Source organism: Streptomyces fulvoviolaceus (genome assembly GCF_000718165.1).
GTDB lineage: Bacteria > Actinomycetota > Actinomycetes > Streptomycetales > Streptomycetaceae > Streptomyces > Streptomyces fulvoviolaceus.
In genome coordinates, this window is the sequence record NZ_JOEY01000008.1 from 208581 (window position 1) to 224898 (window position 16318).

Here is a 16318-nt window from a genome sequence, read left to right on the forward strand (position 1 = left end):
CCGCGACGGCGAAGTACCGCATGCCGCCCCTTTCCGGGAGCCTCACGCCCGGACCGCCTCCGGACCCTCGGGCTCCCTCCCTGCCCTGGCACGGCGGTAGTACACCGCGTCGGACGGCGCCAGCGGTTCACAACCGCGGATCCCGTCGGCGATCTTCTCCGCCATCATCATCACCGGCGCATTGAGGTTGCCGGTGATCACCTTCGGCATGATCGACGCGTCGACGATGCGCAGATCGCGCACGGCGTTCACTCGGCCCTCACCGTCCACGACGGCCTCCGCGTCCACGCCCATCCGGCAGGTGCCCGACGGGTGGTACGAGGTGCCGGTGGCCCGGCGGACGAACGCCTCGATCTCGTCGTCGGAGGTGACGTCCGGGCCCGGGGTCAGGAGCTGGGGGCGATAGCGCTGCCAGGCGGGCTGCCCCACCAGCGTCTCCCTCGTCATCCGGACGCCGTCGATCATGTCCTGGAGGTCCTGGCGCTCGGCGTACGTGTTGAAGACGACGGACGGCGCATCTGCCGGATTCGCCGAGCGCAGGGTCACCTCGCCGCGGCTCAGCGGGCGCGAGAGGTCCATCCAGAACTGGAAGCCGGGCACCGGCACCAGCCTGCCGCCCCTCAGCTGCCGGGTGAGCGGCAGGAACTCCCACTGCATGTTCGGGAAGTCGACGTCGTCGCGGGTACGCAGGAAGGCGCCGGCCTCGAAGAAGTTGGTGGTGCCCAGGCCCTTGCGGCGCAGCATCCAGTCCGCGCCGAGCTTCGCCCGCCCGATCAGGCCGAGCTCGGACGTGAGCGAGTCCTCGGCGCGGGTGCCGAACTGCAGGTCCACACCGGGGTGGTTCTGCAGGTTGCGCCCCACCTCGCGGGCCTCGGCGACGACATCGATGCCATGGCGGCGCAGCTCGTCACCCGGGCCGATGCCGGACAGCATCAGCAGCTTGGGGGTGTTCATGGCGCCGGCGGCGAGGATCACCTCGCGCTCGCACAGCGCTCGGCGCGGACCGTCGGGACCGGCCACCTCGATGCCGACCGCGGCCCCGTCCTCGACGAGTACGCGCGTCACGAGCGTCTTGGGCAGCACCTTCAGATTGGGCCGGTCGAGAGCGGGGCGCAGATACGCCCTGGTGGCGCTCATACGGACTCCGTCGTGGATGAAGGACTGCGCGATGTGCAGGCCTTCCTGCCGCCGGCCGTTGTGGTCCGGAGTCGTCTCGAACCCCGCCTGCTCACCGGCGCGCAGGAATGTCTCGTACATCTTGTGCTGGGCGCGGGCGCGGCTGATGCGCAGTGGGCCGCCGCCGCCACGCCAGTCGTCCGGACCGTCCTCGAACGTCTCCATCTTGCGGAAGTACGGCAGACAGTGGGCGTAGTCCCAGTCCTTGAGGCCGTCCGCGGCCCAGCCGTCGTAGTCCATCGGGTTGCCGCGGTTGTAGATCATCGCGTTGATGGACGAGCCGCCGCCGAGGATCTTGCCGGCCTTCTCGTCGATGGTCTTGCCCTGCAGGTGCGGTTCCGGGCCCGACTGGATGCCCCAGCCGATCTTCTTGTTCTGATAGACGAACGGCAAGCCACCGGGCATGGCGATGAACATGTTGGTGCGGTCCGTGCCACCGGCCTCGACTAGAAGGACCCGCACGTTCGGGTCCTCGGTGAGCCGGGCGGCGACGATGCATCCGGACGAGCCGGCTCCGACGACGATGTAGTCGAATTTCTGGGTCATCGGATTACTCCTTCAGCCGGTTCCACGTGCGCAGGTGACTCGAACGTAGGGGCGGCCACCCGCAGTGGACATCAGCGCCGCGAAGGAGAGACGGGACTGTCGTTCGACAGGTGTCGAAGGGGGGTCGCTTCGGGTTCGCCGGCGCTGCGATAGGCGGCCAGCCACAGGGCCAGTTGCAGGTTGGTGCGGGTGAGCCCGGAACGCAGGTCCACGCCGGTGAGTTCGGTGATGCGGTCCAGCCGGTAGTAGAGCGTGGTGCGGTGGACGTGCAACTCCCGTGCCGCCGCGGCCACTTCACCGCCGTGGTCCAGGACGACCCGCGCCGTCGTCGTCAGCTCGTTGCGCTGCCCCTGAGCCAGGATCTCGGCGCCGGGATGCAGATCGGCGGGCGTCACGGATGCGGGGGCCTCGACGATCAGACGCCAGGCGCCGAGTTCGTCCCATGTGGCCGGCGTCGGGCGCGCTCCGGCGGCCGCCACTCTGCGCACGGCCGTCGCGCGGCGCACCGCCTCGGCCAACTCGAGCAGGGGAAGCGGAGCGCCGCTGGCCGCCGCGCGCACGCCGGTGCGGACCACGTGCACGCTCATGCCTCCGGCCAGTTCCCAGCCGCCGGGCCGGGGCGGCGCCTCGACCTGTACCCGCGCGTCAGGCGGCAGGTTCTCCAGACGGGCCAGTTCACGTGCGGCCTCCTCGTCCCGGCCGGACAGGAGCCGGCCCAGGAGCGCGTCGCGCCGACGGCGCTGCCGCTCCGCGGACTCCGCGCTGCCCGCCATGGCCTCGCCGGCGAGTCCCGCGCACTCCACCAGACTCGGCAGCGCGGCCTCGTCGAGGACCCCGTCCGGGTCGAGCACCCACAGCAGGCCGAGCATGCGGCCGTCGCAGCGCACCGGCATGCACCAGCGCGCCCACATGTCGGCCTCGGGGACGGCGGGAACGCGGACGGGGGCGGTCGCCTGGGAGAGTCGGAACCGCTGGACGACGGCCGCCGCGACCGGATCGACATGCCGGTCGAGGATGGTCTTGGCCCGGGTACCGTCCACCGCGCCGCGGGTGCTCCACCACACCGGGTGCTGCTCCCGGTCCTCCACCAGGACGGACAGACCGACCTCCTGGGCGAGGCGATCGATCACCATCTGCATGTCCACCGGTTCCACCACGGGATGCGTGCCTCCGTACTTCGTGCCTGACGTCGCGCGCCGTCCCGGACGACTGCCCGGAACGCATCCGCGCACGCTCCTGACACTGCCCTGACCGGGCGGATTCGACAAGTGTCTGAACGCCCGGCGAACTTTCCACGCGGGCTCCGAAGCGCCGCCGACACGCGACCGCCTAACGTCGGGACGACCGCACCGTATCGTCCCTCGAACGTCTCGGAGCCCCGCATGACCTCACCATCCGCGCCTCACCCACAGGCCCTCGCGGCCGGGCTCGCCGAGGTCCGCGCCGCCGGCTACGACATCCCGAGCGTGATCGGCGGCCGGGAGATCCGCACGGGACGCACCGTCCCGGTCGTCACCCCACACGCCCACGAGGTTGGCCTCGGCCGCGCCCATCATGCCGGGGCGGCCGAGGTGGAGCAGGCGATCGCCGCGGCCCGCGGAGCCGCCCACGACTGGGGGCGACTCGACGCGGCCGCACGGGCGAAGCCGTTCCTGCGCGCCGCCGAACTGCTGGAGTCCGGTCCTTGGCGCGAGCGGCTGAACGCGGCCGCCATGCTGGAGCTGTCCAAGACCCGGGACCAGGCCGAGGGCGACGCGTCGGACGAGACGGTCGAGCTCATCCGAGCCAACGTGGCCAACATGGCGGCCATGGCCGATGTCCAGCCGTACTCGCCCGAGGGGGTGCGCAACCACGTCGAGTACCGCCCGCTGGAGGGGTTCGTCTTCGCGGTCTCGCCGTTCAATTTCGTCTCGACCAACAACCTCGCCTTCGCCCCGGCCCTGCTCGGCAACACGGTGCTGTGGAAGCCGCACGAGAGCTCCTCGCTGGTGGCCCACCTGTCCATGCAGCTGCTGCGGGAGGCCGGGCTGCCCGACGGTGTGGTCAACCTGGTGCACGGCGACGGTGCGGAGATCGGTCAAGCCGCCCTGGCCCACCGGGAGTTGGCGGCCGTCCACTTCACCGGTTCCACCGGGACGTTCCGGCACATCTGGCGCACCGTGGGCGCCAACATCGACGGCTACCGCGACTTCCCGCGGGTCGTGGGCGAGACCGGCGGCAAGGACTTCGTGGTCGCCCACTCGTCGGCCGACGTGGAGGCGCTGGCGGTGGCGTGCGTGCGGGGCGCGTACGAGTACCAGGGCCAGAAGTGCGCCGCGCCCTCCCGGCTCTACGTGCCGCGCAGCCTGTGGCCGAGGCTCAAGGACCGGTTGATCGAACTGACCCGCTCCGTCGTCATGGGCGACCCGACGCTGCCCGGCACGCACATCGGCGCCGTCATCAACGCCCGCCAGCACGCCAAGCACACCGAGACGCTGGCGAAGGCACGCGCCGAGGGCATCGTCCTGACAGGCGGCGGTACGGACGATGCGATCGGCTGGTTCGTCGAGCCGACGCTGCTCGAAGTGACCGATCCCCACTCGCCGTTCATGACCGAGGAGCTCTTCGCTCCCGTCCTCGCCGCGTACGTGTACGAGGACGCCGACTGGGAGCAGACCCTGCGGCTGGTCGACGAGTCCACCGCGTACGGGCTGACCGGGGCCGTGTTCGCCGAGGACGAGGCCGCCCTCGCCCAGGCGTCCGACGCCCTTCGGTACACGGCCGGCAACTTCTACGTCAACGACAAGCCGAGCGGCGCCGTCGTCGGCCAGCAGCCGTTCGGCGGCGCGCGCGCCTCCGGCACCAACGACAAGGCCGGCACGGTCTGGAACCTGATCCGCTTCGCCAGCCCGCGCAGCGTCAAGCGCAACGAGCGCCCGCCGCGCGCGCCGGGCAACGACGCGTGGGCGGCCCGGTAGCCGGTCGGCGCGACCGGGTCGAGACCGAGGCCGGTCCAGGGTGCGGCCCCCTGGACCGGCCTCTCACACGTGCACGATGTCGGGCGGTATTCGGCGATGCTGACATGTATCAGCACAGGAACGGGGTGCGCACTGTGGCACAGGCCATGAAGATCGACTACATCGGCGCAGAGGAGCTGGCCGGGCTGCTGCCGCCCCGCGACGCGGTCGCCGCGATCCGGGAGGCACTGGCCGGCGGGCTCGACCCGGCGGCCGACCGGCCGCGCACTGTCCTCGAACTCCCCGGGAACCGGGGCCAGTTGCTGGCCATGCCATCCGCGTCCGAGTTCGGCGTCGGGGTGAAGGCGATCTCCTCCGTTCCCGGCAACGCCGAGCGCGGTCTGCCCCGGATCCAGGGCGTGCATCTCGTCTTCCGCCCTCCCTCGTACGCGCCCGTCGCCGTCATCGACGGCGCCGCACTCACCGCGCTGCGCACTCCGGCGGTGTCGGTCGCGGCCGTGCTGCCTGTGCTGACCCGGCCCGGACGGCGCTGGAACGCCGTGGTCTTCGGCGCCGGGCCCCAGGGGGCGGGGCACGTACGGACGCTGCGGGACGTCGGCGTCGACCTCGCGGAGGTGACCTACGTCGTACGCGACCCGTCGCGGGCGGATCCCGCACTGGTGCGCGACGACAAGGTGGTCGCGGCCGCGGACAGTGAGGCGTTGCTGCAACGGGTCGACCTCGTCGTCTGCGCGACCTCCTCGGCCGTGCCGCTCTTCGACTCGGCTCGGCTCGGTCCCGAGGTCGTGGTGTTGGCAGTGGGTTCGCACGAGCCGGGCGCCCGCGAGGTGGACTCGGCGCTGGCCGTCCGTGCCCAGGTCGTCGTGGAGGATCCGGCCACCGCGTTGCGGGAGTGCGGGGACGTCGTCCTGCCCGTCGCGGAGGGCGTGTTGTCGGCCGCCCGTCTGCTGCCCATGGCGCGCGTCGTGCGGGGTGAGATCGAACTCGACGCCACACGGCCCGTGCTGTTCAAGGCCTCCGGCATGGCCTGGCAGGACGCCGTCGTCGCGGACGCCGCGCTGCGCAGGCTCGGTTGAGGGTCAGGGCCGTCTCCTCGTCGGCGGTGGTGAAGGGTGCGTACTTCAAGACGCGGGACGGAACCCGCAGGAGGGCAGGCAGTGCCCGGGGCATGGCCGACCAGGACCGGGTCACCCGCTCCTCCACCAGATCGGTGACGAATTTCTGAGTGTCGCTGCCGAGCCGGAAGGGTGTCCTCACCGACGCGGCGGCGGAATCGCCTCGACGGACCGGGTTCTCATGGGCGTGCGGCCTCTGCCGCGAAGTTCGGGACGAGCGCTTCGTACAGGGCTACGTACCGGCCGAAACGCTCGTCGTAGAGACCGGTGTTCGCCGGGTTCGGCTCGTAGATCCGGTCGACGGCGACCGTGGCCTCGATGCCCTCGTGGATCGAGCCGAACTCGCCGACGCCGACGCCTGCCAAGATGGCCGCGCCAAGTGCTCCGGCGTCAGGCTGCTTCGTGGTCACGACCGGGAGCCCGGTGATATCGGCCTCGATCTGCTTCCAGACGGCGCTGCGGGATCCGCCGCCGAGCGCGCGGATCTCCTGGCTCTGCACGCCGGCCTTCGCGAACGCCTCGACGTTGCGGCGTACGACGAAGCCGATGCCCTCCATGAGGGCGCGGACCAGGTGTGCCCGGGTGTGCTGCAGTGTGAGACCCATCAGCACGCCGCGGGCGTCCTCGTTGTTCTCCGGTGCCATCGCACCCTGGAAGTGCGGCAGCATCAGGAGCCCGTCCGCACCCGCCGGGACGCCCGCGGCGAGATCGCCGAGCACGTCGTACGCGTTCCGGCCGGCCTGCGCCGCGGCCTGGATCTGCGGCTCGCAGAACTCGTCCCGCAGCCACTTCAGCACGATTCCGCCGCCGCTGAAGGTGTGGAACATGTAGGTGTCCGGGATGCCGTGGTAGTGGACGGGCACGACGCCCGCCGGGTCGCGTCCCGGCCCCGGCAGCGTCGAGCAGATGGCGACCGCGGCACCGGTGTTCTCGCTGAAGCCGCCGGCGGCGATGCTCCCGCCGCCGATCGCACCGCATGCCTGGTCGAGGGCGCCGGCGCAGACCATGGTGGTCGGGTCCAGGCCGAGTTCCTTCGCGACCGCCGGCCGGACCCGGCCGACCGGTGCGCCGGGCTCGACGACGGCGGGCAGCCGGTCGGCGTCGACGCCCAGCGCGTCGAGCATCGCCGGCCACCAGGTCTTGGTGCCCAGGTCCCAGTAGCAGGTCGAGGTGGCCAGCGATCCCTCGGTGACGTACTCGCCGGTCATACGGGCGAGCAGGTAGTCCTCGATCAGCAGGTACCGGGCGGTGCGCTCCGCGATCTCCGGTTCATGGCGACCGAGCCACAGCAGTTTCGCGGCCGGCCAGGTGGCCAGCATCTCCGGCTGCCCGGTCCGTTCGTAGAGTTCCGCGGCCGGGAAACGGTCGGCGAGTTCGGCGGACTCGGCTGCGGCTCGGTTGTCGAGCCAGACGATCGCCGGCCGCAGCGCGGTTCCGGCGGCGTCCACCGGTACGAGGGTCTCGCCCTGCGCGGAGAGCGCAAGGCCGGCGACCTCGCCGCGACGGTCGCCGGCCTTGCGCCAGACCTCGGCGAGGCAGTCTCGGATCGAGGTCCAGTAGACCTCGACGTCGACCTCCACGCAGCCGGGCGCCGGCGTCTGCAGCTCGTACTCCAGGGTCGCCGAGGCGACTTCGACTCCGGTGGTGGCGTAGAGCGCGCATTTGACGGACGTGGTGCCCAGGTCGATGGCGAGGACGGTGCGGTGGGTCATGTCTGCGGCTCCTCCCCCGGGCCGCCGGCCCAGACGATCACGACCGGGACCTCGCCCACGTTGCTGATCTGGTGGGGGACGGTCGGCGGGATCCGCAGGGCGTCACCGGCCTCGAGTTCGAAGGCGGTCTGACCGGTCGTCACCACGGCCGACCCGGCCGCGCAGTAGAAGACCTCCCAGGACATGTCGTGCCCGGGGTCGACCGCGCCGGTGGCACCCACCGGCACCGTCGAGGTGCCGAACCAGAGGTGTTCGTTGCGCAGGTACTCGCGGCAGTGCTCGGGTCCCTCCATGAAGGACAGTGCGTCCAGACGGCGGACGACACTCGGCTGCTCCTGGGCCTGCGGAGTTGTCTGTTGGTCGCTCATGTCAGGCCACCACCGAACGGGCGGTGCCGAGGACGGTGGTCAGCTGGGCGGTGACGTTCGCGCCCGGTACGACCTTGCGGTCCAGGACGGCCGCGCCGATGGTGAAGCCCCAGGCGCCCGCGTCACTGACGAACCGGATCCGCTCCACGCTCGCGACCGAGCCCGCCACGAGGACCGGGATCGGGGAGGCGGCGCACACCTGACGGACCAGGTCGTCGCCGTCCAGTTTGATGTGGCGGTAGGCCAGCAGGTTGACGCCGGTCACATCGTTCCGCATGGCCTCGATCTCGGCCAGGATCTCGTCCGCGGTCCCGTCCAGCGTGCCCGGGTGGCCGATGACGGTGCCGGCGTAGGGGAAGTACCGGATGTCGCTGCCGCGCAGGATCTGCGCCCCGAGCTGCCAGCGGGTGCCGCCGAGCACGTAGTCGAAGCCGAGTTCACGGCCGAGTTCCAGCGAGGTGCGCTCATCCTCCTCGGTGAGGGAGACGACCTCGAGGTGGGCGTGGCGGCCGGCCGCGTGGATGGTGTCGACGAGTGCGGCCATCTCCTCGCGGGGCAGGCCGACGTCCTTGAAGCCGATGTGCTCGGTGCCGGCGGCGAGGGCGAGTTCGAGGACGGCGTGGGCGTCGGCGACCGTGACGTCGTCACGGGTCAGCATCAGCACGAAATTGCTCATGATCAGGGTCTTCCTCAGATCGGCGGGCGCAGACCTACGGTGTCTGCGGAGGGCAGTGGGCTGGATGGGAGGAACGGCGTGGGGTCGATGGGCGGCCGTGCGCCCTTGACGAGCTGGGTGAGAAGGTCGGCGGAGCCGGCTGCCTGGGTCCAGCCGAGCGACCCGTGCGCCGCGTCGAGGTAGAGACCGGGAACACTGGTCGGGCCGATCATCGGCAGTCCGTTGGGAGTCATGGGGCGGTGCTCGGCCCGATACTCGGCGGACGTCCAGTCGAGGGCACCGGGAAACAGCTGCTCGCCCGCGCGCTGCAGCAGGTGTCGGGCCGGCTCGGCGACGTCGTGGTCGCCGCGGCCGATCTCGGCGCCGGTCGACAGGCGCAGCTGGTCGCCCATGCGGGAGAACGCCACATGCAGGCTCTCCAGAACACCGCCGACCTGCGGAGCGCGGTCGGGTTCGAGGAGGGGCACGGTCGCGGCGTACCCCTTCACCGGGAGCACCGGTGCGCGCACCCCGGCGGTGCGGGCGAGCCCGCGGGTAGCGACGCCCGCGGCGAGGACGACCGCGTCCGCGAAGAGGCGGCCGTCCGCGGTCTCGGCCGCGGTGACCCTGCCGTCCTCGAAGACCAGCCGCGTGACCGGTCGTCGCTCCAGAACGGTCGCGCCAAGGCCTCGCAACCGGTCCGCGAGGGCCAGGGCGAACGCCTGGCTGTCGCCGCGGGCCGCGCCGGGGGCGTACAGGGCACGCAGTCCGGCGGGGAGGGCAGCATAGGCCTTGTCCAGCTCCGTGAGCTCGGCGCGCGTCAGCTCCGTGTAGGTCTCGCCCGCGGCGCTCAGGGCCGCACGTGCGTGCCAGGCCTCCGTGACCGCCTCCGGGGAGTCGACCAGGAACAGCATGCCGGTGCGCTTGAGATCCGTACCGACGTCGCCGGCGGCGGCCCACTTCTCGGCGACCCGGAGGCTGTGGGTGCTCAGCGAGTGCGTGGCTCGGCAGGCCGCGGCGTACTTGCGTGCCGTCGAGTTCGCGAGGAAGCGGAGCCCCCAGGGAACGGTGCTCGGGTTGCCCCACGCGACGCGGATGCCGGCGCTGCGGCCGAGCAGCGTCGCCGGCACCGCGCGGGCGTTGGCCGGGCCGGGCCAGACCACGGAGTCGGCCGGAACCAGCAGTCCGGCGTTGCCGGCGCTCGCCCCGTCACCGATCTGTCCGGCCGTCGCCAGGGCGACCTCGTACCCGGCGCTCGCCAGGGCGTACGCCGCGCTGGTTCCGACCACACCGCCCCCGACGACCAGGACGCTGCTGCCGGGTGGCAGTGCTGTGCTCATACCAGCAGTCCGGCGGACCGCAGCACCGACTCCAGCTCGGCCAGCTCGGCCGGGTCGGTGAGCGGCAGCTGCGGCTGGCGGACCTCGCCGCCGGGGTGGCCGAGGATGCGCATCGCGGCCTTGAGCTGCGAGGCCGGGGACGCGAAGCGGCCGCCGAAGTCGGGCTCGACCCAGGCGCGGGTCAGCTCGGACCAGCGTCGGCCGTACTCGCGGGCCGCGTCGAGGTCGCCAGCCCAGAAGTTCTCGAAGAACGGGACCGCGTACGGGGCGCCGATGCCCCCGCCGTCGATGTAGCCGTCGCCGCCCAGCCCGTTGAGCACCGCGAGGCCGCGCGGGCTGATCAGGGCGGCGAAGATGCGCACCCGGGAGGAGAGCCGGTCGATGTAGTCGAGGACCACGTCGGTGCTGGCGGTGCTGCACTTGAGAGCCACCACGTGCTCCAGGTCGGCGATCGCCTCGGCGGTGTCGATCTCGATCTCGACGCCGGTGCCGCGCGGCCAGTTGTAGGCCAGGATCGGCAGCTCGACCTCGGCGTCGATGAGCCGGTAGTGGTTGAGGATCTCCTCCTGCGTGGGGTGGGCGTAGGGCGGCGGGGTGAACATGACGCCGTCGGCCCCGGAGGCCTGTGCGTCCTGGGCCAGGTCGATGGCGGCGGCCGCGGTGAACGAGGTGCATCCGATGATCACGGGGATGCGTCCGGCCACCGCCTCGATGGCCACCTTGGCCACGCGGCGACGCTCTTCGTCGGACTCGGTCCACCATTCGCCGGCGCTTCCGTTGAGCATCACTCCGTGGACGCCCGCGGCGACGTAGTGGTCCATGAGCGCGACGAGTGTGTCCTCGTCGATCGCCCCGTCAGCGGTGAACGGGGTGGGCGCGGCGGGGATGTAGCCGCGCCAGTTGACGGAGTTGCGGTCCATGCTGGGCCTTCCTTCGGTACGAGTGGTGCCTGCCCGGCGTCCGGGCGTGAGCGGCGGAACGGCGGAGCGGCGGAACGGCGAGCTCAGACGGTGAAGCCGGCGGGGAACGGGTCGGTGGGATCGAGGAGGTGCTGGCTGAAACCGGTCACCCAGGCCCGGCCGGTGATCCGCGGGACGATGCCGCGCCGGCCGGCGACCTCGGCCTCGTCGAGCACCGTGCCGGTGAACCGGGTGCCGAGCATCGACTCGTTGACGTGGCGGTCGCCGACGGCGAGCTCACCTCGGTGGTGCCTCAGCGCCATGATCGCGGAGGTACCGGTGCCACAGGGAGAACGGTCGAAGTAGCCGGGCACGTTGAGGACCGCGTTGCGCGTGTCCGCGCCGTCCGTGCCGGGTTGGACGAACTCGGCGTGGTGGATGCCCCGGATGCCGGGATCCTCGGGGTGGACCGGCGGACGCTGCTCGTTGACGGCGTCGATGATCCGCAGGCCGACGGCGATCAGTTCGTCCTTGTGCCGCAGGTCGAGTTCCAGGCCGAGCCGCGCGGCGTCGATGACGGGGTAGAAGTTCCCGCCGTAGACCATCGCGTACTCCACCTTCCCGATCCCGTCGACCTCGACCACGGCACCGTCTTCCAGCACGAAGGCCGGCACGTTCGTGATCGACACGGACTTCGCCCGGCCGTCCTCGACGTCGACCGTCGCCGTGACCGGACCGGCCGGGGTGTCCAGATGGATCTCGGTCACGGGCTCGTTCACCGCGACCAGCCCGGCTTCCACGAGGGCGGTCGCCACACCGATGGTTCCGTGGCCGCACATGGGCAGGAAACCGGTGGTCTCGATGTAGAGGACACCCCAGTCCGCCTCGGTCGTGGTGGGTGGCTGGAGGATCGCCCCGGACATCGAGGCGTGGCCGTGGGGCTCCCGCATGAGCAGACCGCGGAGGTCGTCGAGATGCTCCTTCGCCCAGATCCGGCGTTCGGCCATCGTGGCACCGGGGACCACCTGGACTCCGCCGGTCACCACCCGCGTAGGCATGCCCTCGGTGTGAGTGTCGATGGCCTGGATCAACCGGGAACTGCGCACCGGCTCTCCCCTTCGCGAGATTCCACTCAGTGCAATTGCACTGTGCTTCGTGAGTCTATGAAGCAAGAAGAATGCGGGTCAATACCTGCACTTAATCATTTGGCAGTGCAATGGCACTGAGGTGAGAGCGAGCCCTCCCCCGGCATCGGAGACGGGCGCGACCAAGGAAACCCACGCCGAGAGATCAAGGCCGCCTCCCCTCCTGGCCACCACCGGGACCGCACTACACTGCAATGTCAGTGCAGGCACGGCGTGGCGCTTCCCGGTGGTCGACGAGCAGTCGACTCACCCTGTGTCATTGCACTGGCACGACGCAGAGTGACGGCCGGCAGTGATCTCAACGGGGGATTGCCCATGAACAGTCAGGTCAGTGAATGAGCTCGACAAAGGACGCGCTGCAGGGCCTTCCCAGCCAGCGTGCTCGCGTCACCGAGGCGCTGCGGGCCGCGATCGTCACCGGCGAACTCCAGCCGGGCCAGGTCTACTCGGCCCCCCGTCTGGGCTCCCAGTTCGGTGTCTCGGCCACTCCTGTGCGAGAGGCGATGCTCGACCTCGTCAAGGAGGGCCTCGTTCGGACCGTACGCAACAAGGGCTTCGAGGTACTGGCACCGTCGCCCGTGGCGTTCCACGACATCCTCGAGGTCCGGCTGCTTCTCGAGGTCCCGACCGTCTGCCGCCTCGCCGAGCGGGGCGTACGCGAAGCGGAACTCGCCGCCCTCCTCCCCCTCGCGGAGGAGACGTTGCGCACCGCCGAGAAGCTCGACATCGTCGGCCATGTCGCGGCCGACCTGCGATTCCACCTCGCGGTGCTCGATCTGTGGGGCAACGACGAGATCACCGAGTCGGTCCGCACACTGCGCTCCCGCTCACGGCTCGCCGGGCTGTGGTCGGTCGACAACCATGACGCGATGATCGAGAGCGCGCGCGAGCACCTCACCCTGCTGGATCTGCTGCGCCGCCGTGATGCCGCAGCCGCGAAGGAACTGATGGAGCGCCACATCGCCCGGGCAGGCTCCTTCTGGAACAAGCGCAACGACACGTAGGCCCCCCGCAGCGGAGGTCCGTCGCCGACGCCCCGACCGGGGCCCGAGAGGAAGCGTCCACGCTTCGGGAGTGCCGCCACAGGACCGGCACTCCCGATTCTTCCTCGCGATCCGCTACGACTTCGGCGTCTGGGACGGGTCCGTCAGGTACTGGACGTCATCCGCGGAGTCGTAGGCCAGGCTGTCGGCGCCCCACTTCTTCAAGATCTTCGCGTAGGTGCCGTTCTCGACGATCTCCTTCATCCCGGCCTCCACGGCCGGGCCCAGCTTGCTGTCGTTCGGGATGACGATGGCCTGCTCGAGCGGCGCGTAGACGAACTTCTGGAGCTCGAGCGGGACGTTCTGGCTCTTGATGGTGTAGCCCAGCGCGTCCTCGGTCGTCGCGGTGATCTCGATGCGTCCATTGGTGATGGCCAGGATCCGGGCACCGTCGTCCGGGTACGTCTTCAGGTCGATCGACTTGAGACCGGCCTTGGCGCAGTCCTTGTTCGCGCCCTTGATCTGGTCGATGAAGTACGAGCCGGACTGCACACCGACCGAGTGGCCGCACAGGTCGGTGGCCTTGTCGATCTTGATGCTGCTGCCCTTCTTCACCGCGAAGGCCGTACCGATCTTGAACTCGGTCACGAAGTCGACCTGCTTGAGACGGTCCGCCGTCACACCGAAGTCGGCGCTGGACATGTCGTACCGGCCACTCACGGTTCCCGGGATCAACGAGTCGAAGGAACCGACCGACAGGTTCTGGAGCTTGACGCCCATCACCTCGCTGACAGCGAGGGCGATGTCCGGCTGGATGCCGACGAGCGTGTTGCCCTCCAGGAACTCCTGGGGCGGGAAGTTGTTGTAGATGGCGTTCTTGATCGGCTTGTTCTTGAACTGGGCCGGCACCAGGGCGACCACGGAGTCGACGGGCTTGTTGCCCCAGGAGGTGGTGATCGCCGACTCGGCCTTCGCGCCCGCCGACGCGCTCGCCTTGTCTCCGGTGCTGGGCGTCGGGTCGGCACAACCCGAGACGACCAGGGCACCGAGGGTGCTGAACACGAGCAGGGCGATCGGCCGGCGGCGGCTGTTGATGCGAGCCATGAGTGGTTCTCCTACGATCTTGCGGATGACTGAGGGGTTCTCGAGCGCCTCGCGGGCTTGCGCGGCGGGCATGGGGAGACGAAGGCGGACGGCAGCATCACAGGACCTTGGACAGGAAGTCCTGAGTACGCGGCATCTGTGGATTGACCAGGACGTCCTGCGGGTGTCCCCGTTCGACCACGACCCCGCCGTCCATGAACAGGACCGAGTCGGCGACTTCCTTGGCGAAGCCCATCTCATGGGTGACCACGACCATCGTGAGGCCGTCACGGGCGAGGTCCTTCATCACGTCGAGCACTTCACCGACGAGTTCGGGGTCCAGGGCGGAGGTGGGCTCGTCGAACAACATCAGACGCGGCTTCATCGCCAGAGCACGAGCGATCGCGACGCGCTGCTGCTGACCACCCGAAAGCTGCCGCGGGTAGCAGTCGGCCTTGCTGTCCAGACCCACCCGCTCCAGCAGCTGCATCGCGGTGGCCCTGGCCTCGGAGGCCGGCACTTTCAGGACTCCCACGGGGGACTCCACGATGTTCTGCAGGACGGTCATGTGCGGGAACAGGTTGAAGGACTGGAACACCATGCCGATCCGTGCGCGCTGCTTGGCGAGGTCCTTCTCGGGCAGGGTGACGTACTTGTGGCCGCGCTGCCGGTAGCCGACCAGCTCGCCGTCCAGCTCCACCCTCCCGCCGTCGATCTCCTCAAGGTGATTGAGGCTGCGCAGCAGGGTGCTCTTGCCGGAGCCCGAGGGGCCGATGATGCACATCACCTCACCTCGCAGGACGGTGAGATCGACACCGCAGAGCACTTCCAGGGCTCCGAACCGCTTGCGGATCCCGGTGGCGCGGAGAACCACTTCGCCCTGCTGGGTGTTCTCTTCCTTGGCAACCGTGGTCATCGCTTGCTCCCTTCGCCCACTGCCTGGAGGCGACCCTGCAGACTGCCGACGCTCCGCCTGACTCGCTGCCATGGCGTCAGGGGCAGTTCCCGGCGCCCGCCGCGGGCGTAGTGGCGCTCGATGTAGTACTGGATGACGCTCAGCACGCTCGTGACGATCAGGTACCAGATGCTGGCGACGATCAACAGCGGGATGGTCTGGAACGTCTGGTTGTAAATCTGCTGCGACGTGTACAGCAGCTCCGATGTGGAGGTGACGCTCACCAGGGCCGTCGACTTGAGCATTCCGATGACCTGGTTGCCGGTCGGCGGAACGATCACGCGCATCGCCTGCGGGAGGACGATGCGACGCATGACGCGCCTGCTGCGCATCCCCAGCGCCACGGCGGCCTCGTGCTGTCCCTGGTCCACCGAGACGATGCCGCCGCGCACGATCTCGGACATGTAGGCACCTTCGTTCAGTGCCAGCCCCAGAAGCGCGGCCACGAAGGGGGTGATCACGGCGTTGGAGTCACCGGACCACAGCGTGGGCCCGAGCAGAGGGATCCCGATCTCGATCTTGGGGAACAGAGCCGCCAGGTTGTACCAGAAAATGATCTGGACCAGCAGCGGCGTACCGCGGAAGAACCAGGTGTACGCCCAGGCGGTCGAGGAAAGGATCTTGATCGGCGACAACCGCATGACAGCGGTCAGGACCCCGAGCAGGATCCCGGAGACCATCGCGAGCACTGTCAGCTCGAGCGTCACCAGGAGACCCTTGAGAATCCGTTGGGTGAAGAAGTACTCACCCACGACGTCCCACTGCAGGTTGGGATTGGTGAAAAGCATCTTCACGATCCCCGCGACGCAGAGAGCGACGAATGCCACCACCAGCCACCAGGCCGGATGCGAACGATGTGCTACGCGAATCTCATCCTGTTCGCGAGGCGGGGTCGTCGGCTCAGTTGCCGTCGCGTTCATTGCGTGTGCCCCCTGTAGCGACATAGGCAATTGCGCATCTGTCTCTCCGATCACTGATTCGATCCGCCGCAGGGGTCGGATGGCAAGTCATTGCGAGGGCCGACGTGAGGTGCACTCCGTTGAGAAAAACGTAGGGCTAACGGCCTGTATCGCTCTTCGTCAGGTGTAGGAAATTCGGCCGGACACTTGGACAACCGTTGAAACGCACAGCTTCCGAGATATAACTCGCCGAAACCGGTAGGGAATCCATGCAACCCATTCCCAATTTGAGATGGGGGGCGGGGCTGGATTATGTTTAATTTTCGATTTCGGTTGGGCACCGATTCTCATCAGCCCTTGCGGGTATTGATGTCCTCGGTGAGCTGGGGGACGACGTCGAAGAGGTCGCCGACGACGCCGTAGTCGACGAGGTCGAAGATCGGGGCCTCGGCGTCCTTGTTGATGGCGACGATGGTCTTGGAGGT

At 69.6% G+C, this 16318-nt stretch carries 14 protein-coding genes and 1 pseudogene; 3 read left to right on the forward strand and 12 right to left on the reverse strand.

The genetic code is table 11. The annotated features are described in order from the left end of the window. Window positions 1–42: 42 nt before the first annotated feature. Together IG08_RS0111030 and IG08_RS0111035 are read right to left on the reverse strand one after the other, a co-directional pair. Window positions 43–1722: a choline dehydrogenase gene (locus IG08_RS0111030; protein ID WP_052424605.1), complete on the reverse strand. Its 1680-nt coding sequence runs from the start codon at window positions 1720–1722 to the stop codon at window positions 43–45. Between the two features lie 71 nt (window positions 1723–1793). Then, entirely contained in the window at window positions 1794–2879 is a 1086-nt protein-coding gene (locus IG08_RS0111035) for a PucR family transcriptional regulator (protein WP_030599495.1), read from the reverse strand. Between the two features lie 225 nt (window positions 2880–3104). Between IG08_RS0111035 and pruA the strand changes: the two genes are divergently transcribed. Together pruA and IG08_RS0111045 are read left to right on the forward strand one after the other, a co-directional pair. Next, window positions 3105–4679 carry an L-glutamate gamma-semialdehyde dehydrogenase gene (pruA, locus tag IG08_RS0111040; RefSeq protein ID WP_052424606.1) on the forward strand — a complete coding sequence of 525 codons (1575 nt, stop codon included), beginning with the start codon at window positions 3105–3107 and terminating at the stop codon, window positions 4677–4679. Between the two features lie 125 nt (window positions 4680–4804). Beyond that, window positions 4805–5755, forward strand: coding sequence for an ornithine cyclodeaminase family protein (locus IG08_RS0111045; protein ID WP_234342849.1), 951 nt, complete (start codon window positions 4805–4807; stop codon window positions 5753–5755). A gap of 218 nt (window positions 5756–5973) precedes the next feature. Here IG08_RS0111045 and IG08_RS0111050 read toward each other — a convergent pair whose 3' ends face one another. The 6 genes from IG08_RS0111050 to IG08_RS0111075 form a co-directional block, all read right to left on the reverse strand. Continuing rightward, window positions 5974–7506 (reverse strand): xylulokinase, encoded by a 1533-nt coding sequence (locus IG08_RS0111050; RefSeq protein ID WP_030599501.1) that lies wholly within the window; start codon window positions 7504–7506, stop codon window positions 5974–5976. Then, complete coding sequence (locus tag IG08_RS0111055) at window positions 7503–7874, reverse strand: cupin domain-containing protein (RefSeq protein WP_052424607.1); 372 nt, start codon at window positions 7872–7874, stop codon at window positions 7503–7505. The genes IG08_RS0111050 and IG08_RS0111055 overlap by 4 nt, the downstream gene beginning before the upstream one ends. 1 nt (window position 7875) lies before the next feature. Next, window positions 7876–8550 (reverse strand): beta/alpha barrel domain-containing protein, encoded by a 675-nt coding sequence (locus IG08_RS0111060; RefSeq protein WP_030599506.1) that lies wholly within the window; start codon window positions 8548–8550, stop codon window positions 7876–7878. 14 nt (window positions 8551–8564) lie between these two features. Beyond that, window positions 8565–9869: an FAD-dependent oxidoreductase gene (locus tag IG08_RS0111065; RefSeq protein ID WP_030599507.1), complete on the reverse strand. Its 1305-nt coding sequence runs from the start codon at window positions 9867–9869 to the stop codon at window positions 8565–8567. Then, window positions 9866–10789, reverse strand: coding sequence for a dihydrodipicolinate synthase family protein (locus IG08_RS0111070; protein ID WP_030599509.1), 924 nt, complete (start codon window positions 10787–10789; stop codon window positions 9866–9868). Before IG08_RS0111070 ends, IG08_RS0111065 begins: the two co-directional genes overlap by 4 nt. Before the next feature lie 83 nt (window positions 10790–10872). Further along, window positions 10873–11874 (reverse strand): proline racemase family protein, encoded by a 1002-nt coding sequence (locus IG08_RS0111075; RefSeq protein ID WP_030599511.1) that lies wholly within the window; start codon window positions 11872–11874, stop codon window positions 10873–10875. Window positions 11875–12248: 374 nt separating this feature from the next. On the opposite strand from IG08_RS0111075, the gene IG08_RS0111080 reads away from it, so the two are divergent. Continuing rightward, entirely contained in the window at window positions 12249–12917 is a 669-nt protein-coding gene (locus IG08_RS0111080) for a GntR family transcriptional regulator (RefSeq protein ID WP_052424608.1), read from the forward strand. Between the two features lie 114 nt (window positions 12918–13031). Here the strand turns inward: IG08_RS0111080 and IG08_RS0111085 are convergent, their stop codons facing one another. The 4 genes and pseudogenes from IG08_RS0111085 to IG08_RS56955 form a co-directional block, all read right to left on the reverse strand. Continuing rightward, window positions 13032–14000: an ABC transporter substrate-binding protein gene (locus IG08_RS0111085; RefSeq protein WP_030599517.1), complete on the reverse strand. Its 969-nt coding sequence runs from the start codon at window positions 13998–14000 to the stop codon at window positions 13032–13034. A 97-nt stretch (window positions 14001–14097) separates the two neighbouring features. Further along, window positions 14098–14895, reverse strand: coding sequence for an amino acid ABC transporter ATP-binding protein (locus tag IG08_RS0111090; RefSeq protein ID WP_052424609.1), 798 nt, complete (start codon window positions 14893–14895; stop codon window positions 14098–14100). After that, complete coding sequence (locus IG08_RS0111095) at window positions 14892–15854, reverse strand: amino acid ABC transporter permease (protein WP_052424610.1); 963 nt, start codon at window positions 15852–15854, stop codon at window positions 14892–14894. Before IG08_RS0111095 ends, IG08_RS0111090 begins: the two co-directional genes overlap by 4 nt. Window positions 15855–16183: 329 nt before the next feature. After that, window positions 16184–16318, reverse strand: a pseudogene (locus tag IG08_RS56955) (electron transfer flavoprotein subunit alpha/FixB family protein); the annotation flags it as partial.

Bases quoted from the DNA above. Each gene is read 5' to 3' on its own strand.
- IG08_RS0111085 (WP_030599517.1), bottom strand. From the start codon at position 14,000: ATGGCTCGCATCAACAGCCGCCGCCGGCCGATCGCCCTGCTCGTGTTC.
- IG08_RS0111030 (WP_052424605.1), bottom strand. From the start codon at position 1,722: ATGACCCAGAAATTCGACTACATCGTCGTCGGAGCCGGCTCGTCCGGA.
- IG08_RS0111095 (WP_052424610.1), bottom strand. From the start codon at position 15,854: ATGAACGCGACGGCAACTGAGCCGACGACCCCGCCTCGCGAACAGGAT.
- pruA (WP_052424606.1), top strand. From the start codon at position 3,105: ATGACCTCACCATCCGCGCCTCACCCACAGGCCCTCGCGGCCGGGCTC.
- IG08_RS0111060 (WP_030599506.1), bottom strand. From the start codon at position 8,550: ATGAGCAATTTCGTGCTGATGCTGACCCGTGACGACGTCACGGTCGCC.
- IG08_RS0111070 (WP_030599509.1), bottom strand. From the start codon at position 10,789: ATGGACCGCAACTCCGTCAACTGGCGCGGCTACATCCCCGCCGCGCCC.
- IG08_RS0111050 (WP_030599501.1), bottom strand. From the start codon at position 7,506: ATGACCCACCGCACCGTCCTCGCCATCGACCTGGGCACCACGTCCGTC.
- IG08_RS0111080 (WP_052424608.1), top strand. From the start codon at position 12,249: ATGAGCTCGACAAAGGACGCGCTGCAGGGCCTTCCCAGCCAGCGTGCT.
- IG08_RS0111055 (WP_052424607.1), bottom strand. From the start codon at position 7,874: ATGAGCGACCAACAGACAACTCCGCAGGCCCAGGAGCAGCCGAGTGTC.
- IG08_RS0111065 (WP_030599507.1), bottom strand. From the start codon at position 9,869: ATGAGCACAGCACTGCCACCCGGCAGCAGCGTCCTGGTCGTCGGGGGC.
- IG08_RS0111090 (WP_052424609.1), bottom strand. From the start codon at position 14,895: ATGACCACGGTTGCCAAGGAAGAGAACACCCAGCAGGGCGAAGTGGTT.